The sequence below is a fragment of the Marinobacterium sedimentorum genome, assembly GCF_024267675.1.
GTDB lineage: Bacteria > Pseudomonadota > Gammaproteobacteria > Pseudomonadales > Balneatricaceae > Marinobacterium_A > Marinobacterium_A sedimentorum.
In genome coordinates this window covers 39,586-62,479 of sequence record NZ_JALDYX010000025.1, presented here as the reverse complement: position 1 = coordinate 62,479, position 22,894 = coordinate 39,586, and the positions used below count along the sequence as shown (strand labels likewise).

At 60.2% G+C, this 22,894-nt stretch carries 20 protein-coding genes; 19 read left to right on the top strand and 1 reads right to left on the bottom strand.

From position 1 onward, the window contains the following. Positions 1-67: 67 nt before the first annotated feature. On the bottom strand, positions 68-4,009 hold the full coding sequence (locus tag MRS74_RS17830) for a hybrid sensor histidine kinase/response regulator (protein ID WP_254581632.1): 3,942 nt from the start codon (positions 4,007-4,009) through the stop codon (positions 68-70). A gap of 281 nt (positions 4,010-4,290) precedes the next feature. On the opposite strand from MRS74_RS17830, the gene MRS74_RS17825 reads away from it, so the two are divergent. The 19 genes from MRS74_RS17825 to flhB all read left to right on the top strand — a co-directional run bounded on the left by MRS74_RS17825 (position 4,291) and on the right by flhB (position 22,832). Beyond that, positions 4,291-4,551: a DUF4212 domain-containing protein gene (locus tag MRS74_RS17825; protein ID WP_254581624.1), complete on the top strand. Its 261-nt coding sequence runs from the start codon at positions 4,291-4,293 to the stop codon at positions 4,549-4,551. A 34-nt stretch (positions 4,552-4,585) separates the two neighbouring features. Further along, positions 4,586-6,385 (top strand): sodium:solute symporter family protein, encoded by a 1,800-nt coding sequence (locus tag MRS74_RS17820; protein WP_254581623.1) that lies wholly within the window; start codon positions 4,586-4,588, stop codon positions 6,383-6,385. A 368-nt stretch (positions 6,386-6,753) separates the two neighbouring features. Further along, positions 6,754-8,586, top strand: coding sequence for a DUF294 nucleotidyltransferase-like domain-containing protein (locus tag MRS74_RS17815; protein WP_254581622.1), 1,833 nt, complete (start codon positions 6,754-6,756; stop codon positions 8,584-8,586). Then, positions 8,586-9,215: a 3'-5' exonuclease gene (locus tag MRS74_RS17810; protein WP_254581621.1), complete on the top strand. Its 630-nt coding sequence runs from the start codon at positions 8,586-8,588 to the stop codon at positions 9,213-9,215. Before MRS74_RS17815 ends, MRS74_RS17810 begins: the two co-directional genes overlap by 1 nt. 215 nt (positions 9,216-9,430) lie before the next feature. Further along, positions 9,431-9,778 (top strand): flagellar hook-basal body complex protein FliE, encoded by a 348-nt coding sequence (gene fliE / locus MRS74_RS17805; RefSeq protein WP_254581620.1) that lies wholly within the window; start codon positions 9,431-9,433, stop codon positions 9,776-9,778. A 37-nt stretch (positions 9,779-9,815) separates the two neighbouring features. Continuing rightward, positions 9,816-11,498 carry a flagellar basal-body MS-ring/collar protein FliF gene (gene fliF, locus MRS74_RS17800; protein WP_254581619.1) on the top strand — a complete coding sequence of 561 codons (1,683 nt, stop codon included), beginning with the start codon at positions 9,816-9,818 and terminating at the stop codon, positions 11,496-11,498. Then, on the top strand, positions 11,491-12,507 hold the full coding sequence (fliG, locus tag MRS74_RS17795; RefSeq protein WP_254581618.1) for a flagellar motor switch protein FliG: 1,017 nt from the start codon (positions 11,491-11,493) through the stop codon (positions 12,505-12,507). The genes fliF and fliG overlap by 8 nt, the downstream gene beginning before the upstream one ends. Positions 12,508-12,514: 7 nt before the next feature. Beyond that, on the top strand, positions 12,515-13,267 hold the full coding sequence (locus MRS74_RS17790; RefSeq protein ID WP_254581617.1) for a flagellar assembly protein FliH: 753 nt from the start codon (positions 12,515-12,517) through the stop codon (positions 13,265-13,267). 15 nt (positions 13,268-13,282) lie between these two features. Then, complete coding sequence (gene fliI / locus MRS74_RS17785; protein ID WP_306422009.1) at positions 13,283-14,668, top strand: flagellar protein export ATPase FliI; 1,386 nt, start codon at positions 13,283-13,285, stop codon at positions 14,666-14,668. Further along, on the top strand, positions 14,665-15,108 hold the full coding sequence (gene fliJ / locus MRS74_RS17780) for a flagellar export protein FliJ (protein WP_254581616.1): 444 nt from the start codon (positions 14,665-14,667) through the stop codon (positions 15,106-15,108). Before fliI ends, fliJ begins: the two co-directional genes overlap by 4 nt. A gap of 134 nt (positions 15,109-15,242) precedes the next feature. Further along, the gene (locus MRS74_RS17775) at positions 15,243-17,075 is read left to right on the top strand and encodes a flagellar hook-length control protein FliK (protein ID WP_254581615.1); all 1,833 of its coding nucleotides are present in this window, start codon (positions 15,243-15,245) and stop codon (positions 17,073-17,075) included. 80 nt (positions 17,076-17,155) lie between these two features. Then, a complete protein-coding gene (locus MRS74_RS17770; RefSeq protein ID WP_254581614.1) occupies positions 17,156-17,683 on the top strand; it encodes a flagellar basal body-associated FliL family protein in 528 nt (175 codons plus the stop codon). 17 nt (positions 17,684-17,700) lie between these two features. Then, entirely contained in the window at positions 17,701-18,681 is a 981-nt protein-coding gene (gene fliM / locus MRS74_RS17765; protein WP_254581613.1) for a flagellar motor switch protein FliM, read from the top strand. 93 nt (positions 18,682-18,774) lie between these two features. After that, positions 18,775-19,176 carry a flagellar motor switch protein FliN gene (gene fliN, locus MRS74_RS17760; RefSeq protein ID WP_254581612.1) on the top strand — a complete coding sequence of 134 codons (402 nt, stop codon included), beginning with the start codon at positions 18,775-18,777 and terminating at the stop codon, positions 19,174-19,176. A 171-nt stretch (positions 19,177-19,347) separates the two neighbouring features. Next, positions 19,348-19,734, top strand: coding sequence for a flagellar biosynthetic protein FliO (gene fliO / locus MRS74_RS17755; protein ID WP_254581611.1), 387 nt, complete (start codon positions 19,348-19,350; stop codon positions 19,732-19,734). After that, positions 19,731-20,525: a flagellar type III secretion system pore protein FliP gene (gene fliP / locus MRS74_RS17750; RefSeq protein WP_254581610.1), complete on the top strand. Its 795-nt coding sequence runs from the start codon at positions 19,731-19,733 to the stop codon at positions 20,523-20,525. The genes fliO and fliP overlap by 4 nt, the downstream gene beginning before the upstream one ends. 79 nt (positions 20,526-20,604) lie before the next feature. Continuing rightward, positions 20,605-20,880 carry a flagellar biosynthesis protein FliQ gene (gene fliQ, locus MRS74_RS17745; protein ID WP_254581609.1) on the top strand — a complete coding sequence of 92 codons (276 nt, stop codon included), beginning with the start codon at positions 20,605-20,607 and terminating at the stop codon, positions 20,878-20,880. A 27-nt stretch (positions 20,881-20,907) separates the two neighbouring features. Beyond that, positions 20,908-21,690, top strand: a complete 783-nt coding sequence (gene fliR, locus MRS74_RS17740; RefSeq protein WP_254581608.1) for a flagellar biosynthetic protein FliR — start codon at positions 20,908-20,910, stop codon at positions 21,688-21,690. 2 nt (positions 21,691-21,692) lie between these two features. Continuing rightward, positions 21,693-22,832: a flagellar biosynthesis protein FlhB gene (gene flhB / locus MRS74_RS17735; protein WP_254581607.1), complete on the top strand. Its 1,140-nt coding sequence runs from the start codon at positions 21,693-21,695 to the stop codon at positions 22,830-22,832. The last annotated feature ends 62 nt before the right edge of the window (positions 22,833-22,894 follow it).

Here is a 22,894-nt window from a genome sequence, read left to right as displayed (position 1 = left end):
CCACGCAGGATTGCCCTTTTGTTGTTGCCCTCCCTGCTCCTTTTTTTCTAGCCATTCTTCCTTGCACCTAGCCCTTATCGCTGGCGATCAGCTTGTTGATCATGGCCCGCAGTGCCGCGGGCTTCACCGGTTTTGTCAGCAGCTGCACACCCCGTTCGGCAATTTCATCGCTGACACTGTCGGTGCGATCGGCGGTGATAATCACCGCAGGTATGGGTTTGGACCAGAAGGGCTGCATGGCGTCAAGCGCCATGAGTCCGGTATAGGTTTCTCCCAGATGGTAGTCGGCCAGAATGATATCGGGCTCAAAGCCGGAGCCGTTCAGCTGCTGCCGGACTTCATCCACCGACAGGGCCGTGATGGCCTCGCAGGACCAGCCATTGAGCAGCGCCCGCATGCCCTCGAGTATCTTGGGTTCGTTGTCGATGACCAGCACCCGCACGCCATTGAGGCCCTTGCTGCGAATCCAGCCCCGTTGCTCGGTTTTCTGCCGGACGGCCTTGCTGGGGTCACCAAAGGGCACGTCGATACTGAAGGCCGTGCCCTTGCCGGGCCATGAGCGTACCTCGATACGATGGCCGAGAATGCGGGCGATACGCTCGGTGATGGCAAGGCCGAGCCCCAGTCCCTTCACCTGGCTGTGGCGTGGGTTGTCGATGCGCCTGAACTCCTCGAACACCTCATTCAGCTTGTCCGGTGCTATGCCAACGCCGGTATCCCAAACCTCGATGCGCAGCCGGTCGCCCCGGCGCCGGCAGCCCAGCAGTACCTTGCCGTGCTGGGTGTAGCGAATGGCGTTGGAAAGAAAGTTCTGCAGAATACGGCGTAACAGCGCCTGGTCAGACGCGACCACCTGCTGTGAGTTGCACCAGCGCAGCTGCAGCTGCTTCTCTACTGCCAGCAGGCTGAATTCGGTACTGAGGTTGGTGAGCATGGTGCTGATCGAAAAATCGGTTACATTGGCGGCCAGGGCGCCGGCGTCCAGCTTGGAAATGTCCAACAGGGTGGTGATCAGCTCTTCGGCCGCCTTGAGAGACGAGTCCAGATTTTCCACCAGCCGATAGGTGCTCTGATCATGGCTTTGCTGCGCCAGGGCGGAGCTAAACAGGCGTGCGGCATTGAGCGGTTGCAGCAGGTCGTGGCTGGCGGCGGCCAGAAAACGCGTCTTGCCGAGGTTCGCCGCTTCCGCCTCGGCCTTGGCCTGGCGCAGCTCGTCCTCGATCAGAGCGCGGATTGTGTTTTCCTTGCGCAGTTCGCGGTTGACCGTCGACAGCGCCTGGGTGCGCTCGCGCACGCGCTCCTCCAGGGTTTCATTGGTTTCCTTGAGCGCCAGCTCCGCGGTACGTCTTTCGGTGATGTCCTGATAGAGCGTGAAGTAGCCCACCACCGCGTGCTGCTCGTCGAAGTGGGGGATATAGGTGACTTCGGCGTAACGTGGTGAATCGGTGGGAATCTGGCTCGGCATGACGGACTCAAAGCGTACCCGTTGGCCACGCAGTACCTGCTCGATATAGAGGTTGCGGCAACTGGCCTGAGCCTTGCTGAGCACTGTCTCGTAGGCCAGTCCCTGCACATGGTGCCGGTCTATGCCAAAGGCGTCGGCGTAGGCCTTGTTGACGAACAGAAAGCGTCGCTGCGGGTCCAGATAGGCGATCAGGATGGGCACATTATCGGTATAGGTGCGCACATTCTGTTCGCTTTCACGCAGCGCAGCCTCGGTGCGCTTGTGATTGGTAATGTCGGCGTAGGTGGTGACAAAGCCGCCGTTGGGCATGGGGTTGCCGAGGATTTCGAGCACAGTGCCATCGGGGCGATGGCGTTCATACAGGTGGGGCTCATGGCTCACCTGGCTGCCCATGCGCTGCCTTACCAGCACATCGATATCGCCCTCGCCATATTCGCCCTGCTGGGCGTTGTAGCGGAATATTTCCTCGATCGGGCGCCCGACACAGATCAGGCCGTCGGGATACTTGAACATTTCGAGGTAGCGCCGGTTCCAGGCCACCAGACGCAGCTGCTGATCCACCACACTGATGCCCTGGGTCACGTTCTCGATGGTGGACTGCAGCAGTGAGCGGTTGAAGCGCAGCGCCTTGGAGGCCTCATCGACGATGGTGACGACATCGCCAATCTGCATTTCCTTGCCGCGCAGCACCGAGGCCAGCACGATACGGGCCGAGGATGCGCCGATCACACCGGCCAGCAGGCGCTCGGTAAAGCGGATCAGCTCCGCCGGTGCCTTGTCACCCGACAGCGGCGGCTTGTCGCCATGCTGGGTCGAGAAACCGGCAAAGGCCTGCTGCACGCGCTGGGGTCCCAGAAAACGTCCGGCCAGGATCTGCAGATCGCCAACGGTGACCTGGCTGTAATGGCGCGACGGGTCCTGCAGCTCCTTGCTGTAGACGTCGACAAAGGCGCTGGCCTGGATACGGTCCACCAGGCGCGAGCCGCTGTAGTGTGACACCAGCACATAGAGCCCTATATTGACGGTCAGGCTCCAGATCACGCCGTGGCTGAGCGGGTCCAGCCCCGTCCAGCTGCGCAGGCCCAAAAGGTCGGTGGGGGAGAGCCAGCCACCGGCCGCGGCGCTCGCGGGCAGCAGGGCGTCGGAGATCAGCCTGGCGTCGATCAGGGTGGGGATCACCAGGGCGTACACCCAGAGGCAGAAGCCGCCCGCCAGCCCCGCCAAGGCGCCGTAACGGGCGCCGCGCTTCCAGTAGATGCCGCCCAGAATGGCGGGTATAAACTGGATGGCAGCGACAAACGCCAGCAGACCGAAGGAGGCGAGGGAGCCGCGATCCCCCAGAATGCGGTAGTAGAAGTAGGCCAGCAGCAGCAGGCAGACAATGGTGATACGGCGCACCTGCAGCAGCAGGCCGCCCAGGTCGTTGTTCTCGGCCAGCTTGAGGCGCGGTGTGCGCAGCAGCAGCGGCATTACGATGTCGTTGCACACCATGGTAGCCAGGGTCACGCTGGCTACGATCACCATGCTGGTGGACGCCGACAGGCCGCCAATAAAGGCCAGGGTTGCCAGCGCCTTGTAATCGGCGGCCAGTGGCAGCATCAGCACAAAGGTGTCGGTATCGACGTTCTGGCTTCCAAACACCATGAAGCCTGCGACCGAAATCGGCAGCACGAAGGCGGCCAGTGCCACCAGGTAGAGCGGAAACAGCCAGCGGGCTACACGAAGGTTGGCGACATCGGTGTTTTCGACAATGCTGACGTGAAACTGGCGCGGCAGGCAGAGTACCGCACCGCAGGCCAGCAGCGTCTCGGTGAGGAAACTGTCCTTCAACAGACTGCCGAAGTTTTCGTTGTAACTCAGTTGGTTGGCCAGGTTGAACAGCATGTCGTCCAGGCCTTCGAAGACATTGAAGGTGACAAAGAGGCCGACGGCAATAAAGGCGGTGAGCTTGACGATGGACTCGAACGCCACCGCCAGTACCATGCCCTCGTGGTGTTCGGTCGCATCTATATGGCGGGTGCCGAACAGGATGGCGAATACCGCCATCAGCAGGGCCACGAACAGGGCGGTATCATTACCTTTGCTCAGGGCGTCGCTGGCCGCCGGCGCCAGGGCATCGTAACTGATGGCCACGGCCTTCAGCTGCAGCGCTATATAGGGAATGGTGCCCAGTACCGCGATCACCGTGACCATCACGGCAAGACTCTGGCTCTTGCCATAACGGGACGAGATAAAGTCGGCGATGGAGGTGATATTTTGTTCTTTGCTCACCAGAATCATTTTTTCCAGCACGCGCCAGCCAAAAATGAATACCAGAAAGGGGCCCAGGTAGGTGGCCAGAAACTCCCAGCCACTGGAGGCGGCACGGCCTACGGCACCGTAAAAGGTCCAGGATGAGCAATACACTGCCAGGGACAGCGAGTAGATAACCGGATTGGCGGCATAGGAGCGACCCTTGCGGGTGCTGTCGCCATAATAGGCGATGGCAAACAGCAGGCCCACATAAGCCAATGAAATCAGTATTATTGTCCAGCCGGAAAACATAGGCGCCGCTGACTCCGCGTTCATCTTTGCAGTCTCTGCCTTTTTGCAGAGCTTTGCCGTACGACTATTGTATAACGAGTCGCCATGGGCTGTGTTTGCAAATGTTTTTCTTGTGATAAATCCCCGTATTACGGGCTCTGCGGGCGTATTTCGGGGACTTGAAATTGTTTGCAGTGCACCGGGTTGGACTAAAGTCGGGGCTATTTAATCAGCAGTGCTCTGCTAGATTGAATCTGTCCTGATTTTAATTAATCCTGCTAACAACAATAAAGGTATGTGCTATGTCTCTGAGTCCTGAAAAAGCTCTTGCCTACTGGCGCGCGAACCTGCGCATTATCTGGACCTATCTTGCGATATGGTTCATCGCCTCCTACGGTTGCGGCATTCTGTTTGTTGACCAGCTTGATACCATTCAGTTCTTCGGTTTTCCGCTGGGATTCTGGTTTGCGCAACAAGGTTCCATCTTTATTTTCGTCATCCTGATCTGGGCCTACGTGTTCAGTACCAACAGGCTTGACGAAAAATATGACGTTCACGAATAACAACGATAAAAGACACTAGAAGGGCGGCATTATTATGAGTATCGATTTACTCACATATCTTTTCATCGGGGGCTCCTTTGCGCTCTATATCGGTATCGCGATATGGGCAAGGGCCGGATCTACCAAAGAATTTTACGTGGCAGGCGGCGGTGTTCACCCGATTGCCAACGGCATGGCCACGGCGGCGGACTGGATGTCCGCAGCGTCCTTTATTTCTCTGGCGGGGATTATTTCCTTCGTCGGCCGCGATGGTTCTGCCTATTTGATGGGCTGGACCGGCGGTTACGTGATGCTGGCAATGCTGCTGGCGCCGTACCTGCGCAAGTTCGGCAAGTTTACCGTGCCGGATTTCGTCGGTGACCGCTATTACAGCAGCACGGCGCGCATGATTGCCGTGCTCTGCACCATCGTTATCTCCTTCACCTATGTGGCGGGGCAGATGCGTGGTGTGGGTATCGTGTTCTCCCGCTACCTGCATGTTGATGTCAATACAGGCGTACTGCTGGGTATGGCCATCGTATTCTTCTATGCGGTGCTGGGTGGCATGAAAGGCATTACCTACACTCAGGTGGCCCAGTACTGTGTGCTGATTCTGGCGTTTACGGTGCCTGCTTTCTTCCTGTCGGCACAGATTACCGGGCACTTCCTGCCCCAGATTGGTCTGGGCGCAACCCTGGGTACGGGTCAGTCGGTGCTGGCTACGCTGGATTCGCTGTCGGTGGAACTTGGTTTCAAGGCCTATACGGATGGCAGCAAGTCGACCATTGATATGGTGTTCTTCACCGTTGCGCTGATGGCCGGTACCGCGGGTCTGCCCCACGTTATAGTGCGCTTCTTTACCGTACCGCGCGTCAAGGATGCCCGTACCTCCGCCGGCTGGGCGCTGATCTTCATCGCCATTCTGTACACCTCTATTCCGGGCGTGGCAGGCTTTGGTCGCGTGAACCTGATCAATACGATTAACGGCGCCGATAATACCGGTACGACCTATACGGAAATGCCGAGCTGGTTCAAGAACTGGGAAACCTCGGGTCTGATCGGCTGGTACGATCATAACGGCGATGGCAAGGTCCAGTATGCGGCGGGTGATGCCTTTGAAGGTAGCAAGCCGGCCTTCACGGAGGGGGCTGGTGAGTTTGGCCAGCGTCTGGTCAGCAACCCGAAAATGGAGCCTGCGGCGGTGAATGGCGCGCCTTTTGCCAACGAAGTGTACGTCGATCGCGATATCATGGTGCTGGCGAATCCCGAGATTGCCAATCTTCCGGCCTGGGTCATAGCCCTGGTAGCGGCCGGTGCGGTGGCGGCGGCGCTTTCGACGGCGGCAGGTCTGCTGCTGGTCATATCGACGGCGATAGCGCATGACATGATGAAGAAGACAATCAACCCCAACATAACCGACAAGCAGGAGCTGTTGTATGCACGGTTGGCGGCGGTGGTCTCGATCTGTATCGCCGGCTACTTCGGGATCAATCCACCGGGCTTTGTGGCGCAGGTGGTAGCCCTTGCCTTCGGTCTGGCCTGTGCTTCGGTCTTCCCTGTACTGCTGATGGGTATCTTCAGCAAGCGCATGAATACTGAAGGTGCGGTGACAGGCATGCTGGTAGGTCTGGTCTCAACCATGGCGTACATCATCTACTTCAAGTTCATGGGTGGCAGCCCGGATGACTACTTCTTCGGTATTTCTCCCGAAGGTTTCGGTACCGTCGGCATGATCCTGAACTTCGCGTCGGCCTTCCTGGTCTCGTCGATGACGCCCGCGCCCTCGGCTGAAATTCAGGCGATTGTCGAAAACATCCGTATCCCTCGCGGTGCGGGTCAGGCGCACGCACACTAACCTATCTGAGCTTTACTGTTAGTCAGTAGGGACAAAGGCACACCGGCTTATGCGGGTGTGCCTTTTTGGTTTCAGGAGGCTTGTCATGGGCGACGGCAGGGTTCTGGACAGCCTGTCGGACTTAACACTGATCTACTGCGGAAAAGCCGCCTTTGGTCATTTTTCGTGCTCTTTTTTGTTAAATAGAACCACTATTCACAAGCTACATCCCTGTAGCTTGCCCGGTGGGCAGCTAACGCTGTGTAAATCGGCTGTCCTGCCGATTTATCGTCTCAAAAGAGCTCAAAAACTGCCTCAAAACGGGCTTTCCCTCGCTACGATCGGCCAAGCCCGACAGGCTGCTAGCAATGTCAGACAAGGAGTTTGTGATGTCTTCGACCTTTAATATCAGCAATCTGCCCTTCAGCCTGCTTAGTGAGAGCGAGCAGGCGCTGTTGCAGCAGAGTCTGGATATCGCCTACTACCAGAAGGGCGAAACCATAGTTGCGGCCGGTGGTGAGTCCGAGGGGGTCTATGTCATCCTCAAGGGCCGTGTCAGCGAGAGTGAAGAGTGCCGGGCCGATGGGACCGATGTGCCTGGGCAGGTATTTGTGCACTATCAGGCGGATGACTACTTTGGCGGCTGGTCGGCCATCCGTGGCCGTGCGATACATAACTTCGTCGCGGTGGACGAAACTATCTGCCACATACTGCCGACGCGGGTGCTGCTGGAGCTGGTGTCCAGCAACTCGCTGTTTGCGGACTACTTCGCGCAGAATCTGGCGGTCAAATCCGAGATAGTGGCGCAGCACGATCAGGATCAGGACATGGCCGAGTTCATGCTGGCCAAGGTCAGCAGTGGCCTGATGCAGGAACCGCTGATCGTCGACGAAGGCACCAGCATTAGCGATGCCACTGTGTTGATGCGCGCCCGCAAGGCCGACTGCGTGCTGGTGCGCAAGGGCAATCGCTACGGCATGATCACCAAGACGGACCTGCTGGAGGCCCTGGTCATCGGCAAGCTGGAGCAGTCGGCGGATCTGGTGCAGATCGCCAGCTTCCGGCTGGTGACGGTCAGCCCGGATGATTACCTGTTCAATGCGCTGGTACTCATGACCCAGCAGCATATTGAGCGCCTGGTGGTCATGCGCCAGCAGACGCTGGTGGGGATAGTCGCGCTGACCGATATTCTGAGTTATTTCTCCAGCCATTCCCATGTAATAGGTCTTCGTATCGAGCGCGCCCAGAGCGAGGAGGATCTGCAGGAGGCCGCGCAGGGCCTGAACAGCCTGATCAAGTCGCTGGTATCCCACGGCGTCAAGGTGCGCTTTACCATGGATCTGCTGGCGGCCATGAACGGTCGTATCATGGCCAAGCTGTTCGACCTGATGATCCCGGCGGACATGCAGCCCCACGTGTGCCTGGTGGTGATGGGATCCGAAGGGCGGGGTGAGCAGATTCTCAAGACCGACCAGGATAATGCCGTCATCTACCGCGATGGCCTGAGCTGGCCCGGCATGCAGCTGACGCTGCAGCGCTTCAGCGCACGGCTGATCGAGTTTGGCTTTCCGCCTTGCCCCGGCAATATCATGGTATCGAATCCTGCGTGGGTGAATTCGCTGGGGGACTGGACGCAAAAACTGAGCGACTGGGCGCAGTCCTGCGAAGGTGACGCCGTAATGAACCTGGCTATCGCCGTGGATGCCAAGCCTGTGGCGGGAAACCCTGCGCTGTTCAAGGCCGGACGTAACTGGTTTTTGCGTCACCTGCGCAATAACGATCTATTCTTTTCTCACTTCACCCGTGCGGCGCTGGAATTCGACACGCCGCTGACGTTTTTTGGCAGCCTGCGGGACAAGGCGCAGCTGGATATAAAGAAGGGCGGCATTTTCCCTGTGGTGCACGGCATCCGCGCCATGGCGCTGGAGTATAGGCTGCTGGCCACCAATACCTTCGCCCGTATCGACGCCCTGGTGGAGCTGGGGCAGCTACAGACCGAGCAGGGTGCGGAACTGGCTGAAGCGCTGGCGCTCTTTGTGCAGCTGCGCCTGCGACAGCAGATGCGCAGGCTCGAGGCCAGTGCCGACGGTCATGATCCGACCCCCAACCTGATCGAGCTGCCGCTGCTGAACAAGATGGAACGGGATCTGTTGCGCGATGGGCTGCAGATCGTCAAAAGTTTCAAGAAACATCTGGCATTGCGTTATCGCCTGGAGGGCTGATGTACATTCCCAGAACCCTGCGCCGACTCAAGGACCGGCTCGATCACCGCGGCGGCATCCACGGGGCCCTGTTCGAGCCGTATCGGGGTGATGAGGTGGTCTCGCTGGACTGCGAAACCACCAGCCTCAATGTGGCCGAGGCGGAGATTCTCTCCATCGCCGCGGTGCGGATACGCGGCACCCGCGTGCTGACCAGCGAGCGGCTCGATATCCGTCTCAAGCCGCCGGCGAGCCTTGGCGCTGACTCAATCAAGATACACAAGCTGCGTGCTGCGGATCTGGCGGACGGTATCGAGATCGACGAAGCGCTGCGCCTGGTACTGGAGTTTGTCGGCAACCGACCGATTCTCGGCTACTACGTCAGCTTCGATGTGCGCATGCTCGACAAGTATCTGCGCCCGCGTTACGGCTTTGGTCTGCCCAACAAGACCATCGAGCTGTCCCATGTTTATCACGACATCATCAAGTGGAAATCCATCGGCGGCACCCTGGACCTGCGTTTCGACACTCTGGCCTCAAAGCTGGACGTGCCTGTCATTGAACGTCATACCGCCCTCGGTGATGCCATCACCGTGGCGCTGATGTATGTGCGCCTCAAGCACGGCGAAGCTCCCAGCGCCGGTGATTGAAAGCGGGTGGCGCTTCGCTGCCTGGCGGGTTTGTAGCGTGCCGTCAATTTTAAATCATATTGTTGGCGTGCTATTTGCTTTGTTTCCTGTTGATAACTAACTTATTGACGTTCTGGTGACAGCATTTTGTCGTAATAGTGCGTTGGCGAGCTTGCTGACGTGTTAAAGCGACATATAATGTCAAAATGCTGCCAGGTTGGTCGGGGGAGACAGCAATGGTTGAGCGCGCCGATATCAATAGCGTACTGATGCAGATGCGAGCAATGCAGGCCCAGGCACAGCAAGGGGTGTCGCCGATTCTGGCGCCGGGTGTGCAGCAGGGGCCGCAAGGCGTGGACCGTACCGGTTTCGGTGAGCTGCTGAAGAATGCAGTCGACAATGTGAATGGTCTGCAGGGAGATGCCAAAAAATTGGCGGTATCCTACGAGCAGGGCGATCCCACGGTGGACCTTCCCCAGGTCATGATCAGTATGGAAAAGGCGTCGGTTTCGTTCGAGGCCATGACTCAGGTGCGTAACCGGCTGGTTTCGGCCTATGAAGACATTATGAAGATGCCGATGTAATACGGGATCCAACAGGAATCAGGGCGGCTTCACTTGAATGGATAATACCCCGGCGCAACTCGAAGGCGGCAAGCGTGGTCTGATGGCCGGCTTCAGCAGTCTCAGCATTCTTCGGCAGATAGGCCTGATGGTGGGCCTGGCTGCCAGTGTTGCGATCGGTTTCGCCGTGGTGCTCTGGTCGCAACAGCCCGATTACCGGGTGCTCTTTTCCAACCTCTCCTTTGCCGACGCCAATCAGGTGATCGAGCAGCTGCGCCTGTACAACACCCCCTACAAGTTCGATGCCGATGGCCGCGCCATACTGGTGCCGCAGGAGCATGTGCATCAGGCCCGTCTGAAGCTGGCCGCAGAGGGCTTTACCGCGGACAAGAGCGTAGGCTTTGAACTGCTGGATCAGGAACAGACCCTGGGCACCAGTCAGTTCATGGAGAACGCCCGCTACCGCCGCGGCCTGGAAGGTGAGTTGTCGCGTACCATCGCCAGTCTGGTCGCCATTCGCAGCGCCAGAGTGCATCTGGCCATTCCCAAAAGTACCGTGTTTATCCGCGATGAGCGCAAGCCCAGTGCATCGGTGTTCGTTGAGCTCTTTGCCGGCCGGCGTATCGAGCCCAACCAGGTGGCCGCCATTGCCAGCCTGGTGGCCTCGTCGGTGCCGGAACTGGAGGTGCGTGATGTGACGGTGGTGGACCAGAAGGGACGGCTGCTCAATACCCGCGATGTAGATGAAGATGTCGTCCTGGCTGGCAAGCAGCTGGACTACACCCACAAGATTGAGGAAACCCTGCTTAATCGTGTTAACAGCATCCTGCAACCGGTGGTGGGGCTCGGCAACTACCGTGCCGAGGTGTCGGCAGACATCGATTTCAATGCAGTGGAGCAGACCAGCGAGCTGTTCAATCCGGATCTGCCATCGCTGCGCAGTGAACAGACCGTCGAGGAAAGTCGTGCAGGGGGACAGGCCGCCGGTGGCGTGCCGGGTGCGCTGTCGAATCAGCCTCCAGGGCCCAGCACAGTACCGGAAGTGGCCAACGGGGCAGCGGCTGCAGGCGCTGGCGGCGCACTGTCGGGCAGCAGTCGTCAGCAGGCGGTACGCAACTATGAACTGGATCGCTCGATCAGCTACACGCGCCAGCAGATGGGCCGTGTGCGGCGCCTGACCGTCGCCGTGGTGGTGGATGATATTCCCTCGGCGCGTGCGCAAGAGGGCGGCGGGCAGCGTCAGCCCTGGTCCCAGAACGAACTCGAACGGCTGCGCATTCTGGTACAGGATGCCGTGGGCTATTCGCCCCAGCGTGGCGACAGCGTGAATGTCATCAACTCGGCCTTCGCCGCCCCCGAGTCCTTTGTGGAGGCGGCCGACACGCCGTTGTGGCAGCAGGACTGGCTCTGGGATATCGTCAAGCAGGTGATGGCCGCGCTCTTTGTGCTGCTGCTGGTATTTGGCGTGTTACGCCCGATACTGAAGAACCTGGCGGTGCCGGCAACGGATGACGGCAAGCCGTTACTTGGCAGCAGTGGCAATGTGGCTGCAGAGCTTGAAGGGCTCGAAAGCTCCGATGTGGCGGATGACCGGGTGACTTTTGGCAACAAGGAAGAAAGCTTTTTGTCGACACCCAATGAAAGCTTCGAATATCAGATCAATACCATTCGTAGTATGGTGGCCGAGGATCCTGCCCGGGTGGCGCAGGCAGTACGGCAATGGGTAGCGGAACATGAGTGATGATGCCGGGGGCGGCGCCCTGGATGATATTGAAAAGGCGGCGATACTGCTGATCAGTCTGGGCGAGGCGGATGCCGCCGAGGTGCTCAAGCATCTGGGCCCCAAGGAAGTGCAGCGCATCGGCTATGCCATGACGCGCCTGAGTAACGTGCCTCAGTCGCGGGTTGAGGCGGTGGTGTCGGATTTTATGCATGTGGTCAGCGATCAGACCGGCATTGGCATCAACAACGACCGCTATATTCGCGCCATGCTGAATCAGGCGCTGGGCGAGGAAAAGGCCAAGACCCTGATCGATCGTATCCTGATGAGTACCAATACCTCGGGACTCGATACGCTGCGCTGGATGGAGGCGCGCCAGATCGCTGAAGTCATCCGCTTCGAGCACCCGCAGATTCAGGCGGTAGTAATCGCTTACCTCGACCCCGATCAGGCGGCCCACGTGCTGACCTATTTCGACGACCGGGTTCGGCTCGATATACTGATGCGCGTCTCGGCGCTGGATCAGATTCAGCCCCAGGCAATGCAGGAGCTGAACGACATGTTCGAGGCGCAGTTGACCGGTCGCGGCTCCAGCAGTCAGACCTCCACCCTCGGCGGTATCAAGGCTACCGCCAGCATCATGAACTTTATCGACAGCAGCGTGGAAGCCGAGGTCATGGATGGCATTCGCGAGGCTGATGAGGGCCTGGCATCGCAGATCGCCGATCTGATGTTTGTCTTCGACAACCTGCTGGATCTGGACGACAAGGGCGTGCAGGTTCTGCTGCGTGAAGTCTCCACCGATCTTCTGGTCATCGCGCTCAAGGGCGCCGATACGGCGCTGCAGGAAAAGATCTTCAAGAACATGTCCAAGCGTGCCGCCGAGCTGCTGCGTGATGACCTGGAGGCCAAGGGGCCTGTGCGGGTCAGCGAAGTGGAAACGGCACAGAAGGAAATCCTCACAGTGGCACGTCGCCTGGCCGATGACGGCGAGATAATGCTCGCCGGCGGTGGCGAGGAACTGGTCTGAGGTCGCCATGAACCCATCTGACAAAAAACCGACACGTATTCCCGCCGCCGATGTGGGTCTGGTGCTGCCCTGGCAGCTGCCCCGGGTGCAGGGTGCGCATCTGGTGGCGCTGGTGCAGCGACAGGAGTCGGCGGTAGAGGAACAGCTGGAGCCCGAGGAACAGTTGTTTGGCGGCGCCAAGATGACGCTGGCGGAGCTGGAGCAGATCACCGATGAGGCGCGCCAGGAAGGACTGGACGAAGGCTACCGCGAGGGGCTTTCCAAGGGGCTCGAAGAAGGGCGCCTCAAGGGCCACGCCGAAGGCTTGAAACAGGGCAAGGTGGAAATTGACCGCTCCCTGGAACGCCTGTCGCAGCTGCTGGGCGAACTCGAAGCGCCGCTGGCCCAGCAAGGCGAGCAGCTGGAGCAGTGCCTGCTCAGTCTGGTAACCTCGCTGGCTCAGGCTGTGACCGGGCACGAACTCAGCAGTCAGCCGGCGCTGATTCTGCAGGCGGTGCAGGACGCGCTGGCGCAGTTGCCCAGCGAAGGCGGCGCCGTGCGCATCCATGTGAATCCGGAAGACGAAGTGCTGCTGCAGCCGCTGGTGGAGGCAAGGGATGACCGCGAGCTGGTACCCGATGCCGGCATCAGTGCCGGCGGTTGTGTCATCAAGACTGCCAATTGCCGGGTGGATAGCCGCGTAGAGAGCCGTTTTCGCCAGGCTGCCGATCAACTGCTGTCACGTCTGACCGAGTCTGGCCCTGACGACAGCGCCAAGTGACGGAAATTTGACGCCATGTCCCGTCTGCTGCAGCGCATGCAACGCCATCTGGATATAAGCTACAGCGCCGTGCGCCCGCTGGTGGAAGGTCGCATTACCCGTCTTATCGGCCTGACGCTTGAAGCCGTGGGTCTGCAGGTTGCCATCGGCGACAACTGCGAGATTCAGGTGCGCCCCGGCGTACGGGTCGAGGCCGAGGTGGTGGGGTTCTCCGGAGATCGTATTTACCTGATGCCGCTGGACAGCATCGACGGCCTGCAGCCGGGTGCGCGCATCACGCCGCTGGGCGGAGCCGGGCAGGTGGATGTGGGGCCCGGCCTGCTGGGGCGGGTGCTTAATGGTGTCGGCAAGCCGCTGGATGGCAAGGGCCCGATCGAGGCTGTCGAGCGCGTATCCCTGGGCGGCGAGGTGATTAATCCGCTGAATCGCCATCCCATCGAACAGACGCTGGATGTCGGCATTCGCGCCATCAACTCGTTGCTCACCGTGGGTCGCGGCCAGCGTCTGGGTCTGTTTGCCGGCAGCGGTGTGGGCAAGTCGGTGCTGCTGGGCATGATGACGCGCTACACCGAAGCCGACATTATTGTTGTGGGTCTGATCGGCGAGCGCGGCCGCGAAGTCAAGGAGTTTATCGAACACAACCTGGGGGCGGCCGGCCTGGCGCGCTCCGTGGTAGTAGCGTCCCCTGCTGATGATTCTCCCCTGATGCGCCTGCGGGCCGCGCAGCTGGCAACCCGCATTGCTGAATATTTTCGCGCCCAGGGGCGCAATGTGCTGCTGCTGATGGACTCCCTTACGCGTTATGCCCAGGCTCAGCGTGAAATCGCCCTGGCGGTGGGTGAACCGCCGGCCACCAAGGGATATCCGCCGTCGGTGTTTGCCAAGCTGCCGCGTCTGGTGGAGCGGGCGGGCAATGGCGCGACCGGGGGCGGTTCCATCACGGCTTTTTATACGGTGCTTACCGAAGGGGACGACCAGCAGGACCCGGTGGCCGATGCGGCGCGGGCCATTCTGGATGGTCATGTGGTGTTGTCGCGCCGCCTCGCCGAGCAGGGTCATTACCCGGCCATTGATGTGGAGGCCTCCATCAGCCGGGCGATGCCCTCGATCGTGGGGGAGGCTCATCTGGCGCTGGCCATGCGTTTCAAGCAGCTGATGTCACGCTACCAGCAGAACGAAGACCTGATTACCGTGGGTGCCTACAGCAAGGGCAGTGATGCGGACACGGATTTTGCCATAGAGCGCATGCCGGTGCTGCGCAGTTTTCTGCAGCAGAGCCTGAATGAGGCCAAGCCCATGGCGCAGTGCATTCAGGAACTGTCGATGGTGCTGTCGCCACCGCCCAAACCCGCCATGGGTAATCCCGCCGCTGTGACGCCTGTCGCCGGGGTGCGGCGATGAAAAAACGCTCCCAGCGCATGGCCCTGCTGCAGGACCTGGCGCAGCGCAAGAAGCGCCAGGCCGATCAGTTTCTGGCCGACAGTCAGGCCCGGGTGAATCAGGGCGAGGCGACCTTGCTGCAGCTCGAGCAGTTCCTGAGCGAATATCAGCAGCAATTCCAGCAGCAGGGGCAGGCGGGAATTGCCGTGGGTCAGATGCTGATGGCACGGGCCTTCGTCGAGAAAATTGAAGCCAGCATTCGCCAGCATCGCGAAACCATGAAAACCAACGCCGATCAGCTGGAGCAGGTTGAGCAATACTGGCGTCAGGTATACGGCCACCAGTGCGCCATGAATAATCTGGCCGACCGAGCCCTGACCCAGGAGCGCGCCGAGACAGAGAAGCAGCTGCAAAAGGAGCTCGATGAGCGTTCGCAGCGGGTGCGCCCGCCCTTTATCTGATGGCGTGTTCCGCCTGTATGGATTGCTGCAGCCGGATCAGCTGCCAGCGCCAGCGGTCATGGGCGAAAGCCATTGCGGCTGGTTGGCCTGCAATCTGCATGGGTACCCGCAGTTGCTATCACCTTGGAGCTGCCATGCTTGCCTCTTTATTGCCTGCCACCTCTGTTACTGCGTTGTCCGGACCCGTTGCGACAGCCGCCGGCGCTGGCTCTGCAGCCTCCGTTGGCGGGGCTGCGGATTTTTCCGGAGTGCTGGCCGCGGAGCGTGCCGGCGGCGAAAAATTGCCGCAGCCCCAGGATGCAGGGTCACCTGAAAACACCGGCGGCAAGAGCCTGCCAGGCGCCGGGGATAATCCAGTCAGCACCGATACTGCCACTGACGCTGCCGCTAACAGTGCTGCTAATGGTGCTGCTAATGGTGCTGCTGAGGCGGACGCGAATCCTGAGGGCAATCCTGGGGCAGATGTACGAACCTCTGCGCAGGTGCAACCGGCGCGGGGCTTTCCGCCGGCATCGCTGCAGGCCCAGGCCCGTGCGGCCGAGGGGAGTGCGGTGCTCAGTGGCGTGCCCGCCAGGGCTGAGCCAGGGGCTGCCGCAGCGCCTGAACGCTCTATCCAGCAGGCCACCGGCGGCAAGAGCCTGCCAGAGGTCGGGGATCATTCAGTCAGCACCGATACTGCCACTGAGGGTGCCGCTGAGGCGGGCGCGAATCCTGAGGGGAATCTTGAGGCCGATGCACGAATCTCTGCTCAGGTTGCGGATCAAGAGGTTGATCAGAAGCTAGGTCAGAAGGTAGATCAGGAAGCCGATGCGTTGCTGCCGTCCAGGGTTGCGGCACCCTTTGCCGTGCAGGATGAAAGCGCGACTCAGGTGGAGGCTGTGCCGCAATTTGCAGTAGCGACTGAGGGTGCAGATATAACCACAGACGCGGTCGATGGCGATGTTGCTGCCGCGCCTCAGGTACAGGCTGTTATTAATACCGCTGTGAATATTGCGGGCACTGTTACCCCGAATACCGCGGCCATGGCTAGTGCGCCGGCTGCGGATATTCAGACCCTGATGAGCGCGATACAGCCTGATGCCGGCCAGGCACAGCCGCCTGCAGATATTCAAACCCTGATGAGCGCGATTCAGCGGGATGCTGGCCAGGCACTGCCGCCAGCGGTACTGCAGGCCTTGCAGGCGCAGCAAGCCCAGGATGCAGGGCCGCGTTTTGAGGTCGCACCGGCTGGTGTCACAATGGCCGCCGAGCCTGCACTGGCGGGTCCGCCGCCGCGCCTGCCGGGCGCTGAGCTTGGTCCTGTGCCGACGCTATCCACTGCCCCTGCCCCTGGTCTTGGCGCTGATGCAGGCGCAGAGCAGGCGTCTGCGCGGCTGAGCATGGCGGACAGTATGGTGCGCCTCGCGGGCGCTGCTGAAGCGGGCGCCGATGCCCAGGGTGATGACAGTGCCCTGCAGGCAGGGATGCAGCGAACCGGTGTTGAAGGAGCTCGGGCAGCGCAGCCGCTGAATCCGCTAGCGACGCAGCTGCAAAGTATGCCGCCCGGACTTTCGCCGGGACTGTCACAGGGTAACGCAGCCTGGGGGCAGGCCATTTCGGAGCGGGTGCTGCTGATGACGGCCGGCAGCCTGCAGGTGGCTGAAATTCGGCTGGATCCGCCGGAACTGGGTACCCTGCATGTGCGTCTGCAGCTGAATCAGGATCAGGCGAGCCTTAGCTTTACCTCGCCCCATGCCCAGGTAAGGGATGCGCTCGAACAGCAGATGCCACGCCTGCGCGAGATGCTGGCGGAGCAGGGGCTCAATCTTGAAAACAGCTCGGTGGCCGATGATTCAGAGCGTCGTGAACGCTCTGCGCCCGGTGCCGGCGGCGGTGTCGGGCTGATGGCCGAGCAGGATGAGGATCCGGCTGCGACTGTGGCCCCTGTGGCGAGGTCGAGCCGGTCGCTGGTGGATGATTACGCCTGAGCTGAAAAACCGCAGTGAGTCTTTGATAGAGCCTTAAAATCAGTGTGTTATATTAGACCTCCGGGCAGGTGGAGAGACAGATGGCACAGGATAATGCAGTGGAAGATGTGGCAAAGGACAAGTCGGCAAAGTCCGGTCGCCTGATGATGTTGGTGGTAGTCTTGCTGGCACTGCTGATCGGTGGCGGTGGCGTCGCGGCTTTCTTCATGTTGTCCGGCAGCGATAGTACGGACCCAGCCGCGAGCGGTGCGGCGGCTCCTGTGGTCAAGGCCAAGGCGCTCTATACCAAGGTTCGCACGCTCGAAGGCCGGCCTATGTTTGTTGTGACCCTGGCCTCGGATGACGGCAAACGGCACTTTCTGCAGGCCTATGTCGAAGCCAAGAGCCGTGAACAGGAGGTGGTCGATGTGCTGAATCTGCACATGCCGCTGATCGTGGCCCGGCTCAACGCACTTTTATCGACGCAGAAGTTTGAACAGTTGCAGACGATGGATGGCAAGATTCGCTTGCGCACCGAGGCGCTGGAGCTGCTGCAGGGGATTTTGCAGGAGAAAGCAGGGCGCCCCGGTGTTGAAGCTCTGCTGTTTACCAATTTTGTCATGCAGTAACGGAATAGGCAGCACGCATGTCGGTTAAAGATCTGCTGTCACAGGATGAGATTGATGCTCTGCTTCACGGCGTGGACGATGGTGACATCGGTACCGGCGATGAGGCGGATGAACTCGAATCCGGTGGTGTAAAGTCCTACGACCTGGCAAACCAGGAGCGGATCGTGCGCGGGCGCATGCCTGCGCTGGAACTGATTAACGAACGTTTTGCCCGCCATACCCGCCTGACCCTGTTTAACCTGCTGCGCCGTACCGTGGATGTGACGGTCGGCGGCGTGCAGGTCATGAAGTACGGCGACTATGTGCATACGCTCTACCTGCCGACCAGCATGAACCTGGTCAAGGCTTTGCCGCTCAAAGGCACGGCGCTGTTTATCCTGGACGCCAAGCTGGTGTTCAAGCTGGTCGATAACTTCTTCGGTGGCGATGGCCGTCAGGCCAAGATCGAGGGACGCGATTTTACGCCGACCGAAACCCGGCTGGTACGCAAGATACTCGGTCAGCTGTTTGCCGACCTTGAAGAAGCCTGGCGTCCCCTGATGACTTTGCACTTCGAGCATGTCGGGCACGAAATGAACCCGGCGATGGCGAACGTGGTCAGTCCCACGGACGTCGTGGTAGTCAGCACCTTTCAGGTGGATCTGGAGGGTGGCAGCGGTGAGCTGCAGGTCACCATGCCCTATTCGATGCTGGAGCCGATCCGCGATCTGCTGGTGTCGAACTTCCAACCCGCCGAGCGAGAGGGTGACGAGCGCTGGATGCAGGCCCTGCGCCGTGACATCATGTCGGCCGATGTGGATTTGAACCTGCAGCTGGCCGAGCGGGATATGACCCTGCGCGATGTGATGGCGCTGGAAGTTGGCGACGTGATTCCGGTGGACATTCCGCAGGAGCTGATCCTGCGTGCCGCTGGGGTCCCTACCTTTAGCTGCCGCCTGGGGGTGTCCAGATCGAACCTGGCGGTAAAAATCATTGATCAGGTCAAGGCAACGGACTAGCCCGACAGGCTGCTAAGCCTGGTATCCGGGTACGAATTTTATCCACAGGCTGACAGGCCGCCGCCGCCGGCGAGCTTTGGAGTATCTGCACAGATGAGTGATGACAAGGACGCGGGTTCCGACCCGCAGGGCAAGGGCGACGAATGGTCCGCCGCCATGGATGAGCAGGCCGGCGGCGCTGGCGCGCGGGCGGTCGAGCTTGATGAACTGAAAGACGAGTCCACCCCTGTGGGTGACCCCAAGCTGGATGTGATTCTGGATATTCCGGTGACCCTGTCCATGGAAGTGGGCAACACCGAAATTGCCATCCGCAACCTGCTGCAACTTAGCCAGGGCTCGGTGATCGAGCTCGGTCGCATGGCCGGCGAGCCACTGGACGTCAAGGTGAACGGTACCCTTATCGCCCATGGCGAGGTGGTAGTGGTGAACGAGCGTTACGGCATTCGCCTGACGGACGTAATCAGCCCGCAAGAACGCATCAAGAAGCTGCGCTGAAGGATGCGGCGTCTCTTGGTAATCCTGTGTTCCTCACTGGCGGCACCTGCTGCACTGGCACAGGTCGTTGCTGCTGCCTTGGCAACAACGGCGTCCGGCGCTGTCGCGGGAACTGTTTCAGAAACCGTCTCAGGGGCCGTTTCTGGGGTGGTATCGCAGGCCCAGACTCAGTTGCAGACAGAGCCTGCCCTGAGCCTGGCACCCGGCTCCATGGCGCGCCCGGCGATGCAGGATCCGGTGTCCTTCGCCATGCTCGGCCAGCTGCTGATGGGGCTGGTGATCGTGATCATGGCGATACTGCTGGTGCTCTGGCTGATCAAGCGTTTTACCGGCCTGGGCGTGCAGGGGCGTCACCTGAAGGTTATCGCTGCCTTGCCGCTGGGAACCCGGGAAAAGGCCGTGCTGATCGAGGTTGGCGGCAGGCAGCTGCTGCTGGGCGTCGCGCCCGGGCGGGTCAGCCTGCTGGAGCGCTTCGATCAGCCGGTGGTGGAAACTGACCCCGGTGCCGGATTCGGTGCCAGGCTGCGTGAAGTGCTGGAACGCAAGGAGCGTCAATGACAGGGTCCATCGCCTGGATTTCGACGGGGGGCATTCCCCGGGTAGCACGCTTCTGGTCCCTGCTGCTGTTGCCGTTATTGGTGTTGCTGGCGCTGCCCGCAAGCGCTGAGGATATTGGCATACCCGCGGTTAATATCATCACCGCGGATGACGGCAGTACCAGCTACAGCGTGACGATTCAGATTCTCGCGCTCATGACCATGCTGACGTTCCTGCCGGCACTGGTCATGATGATGACCGCCTTTACCCGCATCATCGTGGTATTCGCCATTCTGCGCCAGGCGCTGGGGCTGCAGCAGACGCCATCGAATCAGGTGCTGATGGGCCTGGCGTTGTTCCTGACCCTGTTTATCATGACACCGGTGATCGAGCGGGTGAACACCGCTGCGGTGCAGCCCTACCTGAACGAGCAGCTTGCACCGCTGGAAGCCGTACAGGCCGCAGCGGCGCCATTTCGCGATTTCATGTCCATGCAGACACGGGAAAGTGACCTCGAACTCTTTATGCGGCTGTCGAAAACGCCGCGGGTGAGCTCGGTTGAGGAAATACCCTTTACCGTGCTGGTGCCGGCTTTTGTCACCAGCGAGCTTAAAACCGCCTTCCAGATCGGCTTCATGCTGTTTATCCCTTTTCTGGTGATCGATCTGGTGGTGGCCAGTGTGCTGATGGCCATGGGCATGATGATGCTGTCGCCGGTTATCATTTCGCTGCCGTTCAAGATCATGCTGTTTGTACTGGTGGACGGCTGGGTTATGGTGGTGGGGACGCTGGCCACCAGTTTCGGGCTCTGACGGCGGTTCGCCGCCGCACCTTGACTATCAGCGCTCGCCCGATCCGGGCCCAGGGCAAAAGCAGAGGCAGGAGGACATAATGGCACCGCAACTGATGCTCGATCTCTTCGGCGAGGCGCTCTGGCTGGTGGTGTTGCTGGTGTGCGTCATTATTCTGCCGAGCCTGATTGTGGGTCTGATGGTCTCCATGTTTCAGGCCGCTACCCAGATCAACGAACAGACGCTGAGCTTTCTGCCGCGTCTGGTCATTACCCTCGGCATGGTGATGTGGGCCGGCCCCTGGATAGTGACCCGCCTGCTGGATCACTTTCGCCTGATCTTCGATGCCATTCCCCAGATGATCCAGGTCGGATAGCGCGATGCCGGGCCCGGGAGCGCGCTGATGTTCGACATCGGGTTGCTGCAGATCGAGCAGATGGTGGCGGATTTCCTCTGGCCCCTGTTTCGTATCGCCGCGTTCTTTATGGCCATCCCCATGATCGGCAGTGGCCTGGTGCCGCCGCGCATTCGCTTAGGCCTGGCGCTCGGGGTGACGGTGCTGCTGTTGCCGGTGCTGCCGCCCATGCCGTCCTTTGCGGCCTTTTCCGTCGAAAGTTACCTGGTGATTGCACAGCAGATCCTCATTGGCGCTGCCATGGGTTTCATGGTGCAGCTGATGTTGCAGGTGTTTGTGGTGGGCGGGCAGCTGATTTCGACCCAGATGGGGCTGGGCTTTGCGTCGGTATCGGACCCGGTCAACGGCGTGTCGGTGGTGGTGCTGAGCCAGTTTTACCTGCAGCTGGTGATGCTGCTGTTTCTGGCCATGAATGGCCATCTGGTGATGATCGATGCGCTGGCCCGCAGTTTCGAGCGTATTCCGGTGGGCCTGTCGGGCCTGGGTCCGGAGATTTTTTCCGAAATCGTGCGCACCGGTGGCTGGATGTTCGCCGCGGCCCTGATGATGGCGCTGCCGCCGGTGACCGCCTTGCTGATTATCAATTTCTCCTTTGGCATTATCACCAAGGCCGCGCCGCAGCTGAACATCTTCGCTATCGGCTTCCCCTTCACCATGCTTATGGGCCTGCTGATTGCCTGGGTTAGCCTGGGCGGTTTTCTGGGGCAGTATCAGCGCATCGCCGAGTATGCGCTGGAGCTTATCAGCATCACCTTCCTGGGCGGTGGCTGAGCATGGCTGAGGAAACCGGTCAGGAGAAAACCGAAGAGCCTACCCCCAAGCGAATAAGAGAGGCGCGGGAGAAGGGCGACGTACCGCGTTCGAAGGAGCTGGGCGCGACCGTACTGCTGCTGGCCGCCGCCGCCAGTGCGCTGATGTTTGGCGACCTGGTTGCAGGTCGCATGCGGGGCATGATGGCAAGCAATCTCTCGCTGGAGCGTGAAGCCCTGTTCGACTCGTCGATGATGCTGGCTTACCTGGCGCGCTCCATGTTTGATGCACTGCTGTCGCTGTCCGGCTTCTTCGGGCTGGTGCTGCTGGCGGCGATTGTCGGCCCCATTGCGCTGGGTGGCTGGAACTTCAGCGGCGAGTCAATACAGCCCAAGGCCAGTCGGATCAATCCGCTTTCCGGCCTCAAGCGCATGTTTTCCCTCAAGGCACTGGTGGAGCTGGTCAAGGCGCTGGCCAAGTTCCTGCTGGTGGCGTCCATCGCCATCCTGGTACTCAAGGTCATGCAGCCGAGGTTGCTGGGGCTGGGGGCGCAGGATGTGGTGCCGGCTATCAGTGATGCGGTAAACATCGTTATCTGGACTTTTCTGCTGATCAGCGCCAGCCTGATCCTGATTTCCCTGCTGGATGTGCCCTTTCAGCTGTACGACTACAGCAAGAAAATGAAAATGACGCTGCAGGAAGTCAAGGACGAGATGAAAAGCACCGAAGGCAAGCCCGAGGTGAAAGGGCGCATTCGCCAGCTGCAGCGCGAGATTTCCCAGCGCCAGATGATGGGCAAGATACCCGAGGCCGATGTGGTCATTACCAACCCGACCCACTATGCGGTGGCGCTGAAGTACGATCCCGAGTCCGGTCGGGCGCCGGTGGTGCTGGCCAAGGGCGCTGATTTTGTCGCACTCAGGATTCGTGAACTGGCGGTGGAGCACGAAGTGCCCATGCTGTCGGCGCCGCCGCTGGCCCGAGCCCTGTATCAGCACGCGGAGCTGGATCAGGAAATTCCCGCCGGTCTGTTCAAGGCTGTGGCCCAGGTGCTGGCCTATGTGTATCAGCTGCGCAGTTACCGCAGGCGCGAGTCGGTGGCGCCCACCCAGGTGCAGGATGATGATCTGGATATTCCGGATGACCTGCGATTTGATGATTAAACGCGGCTGTTAAGGGGAATAGCCCGGTTTGTCAGTTAATTGGCTGGTTTCTTGCATTACTT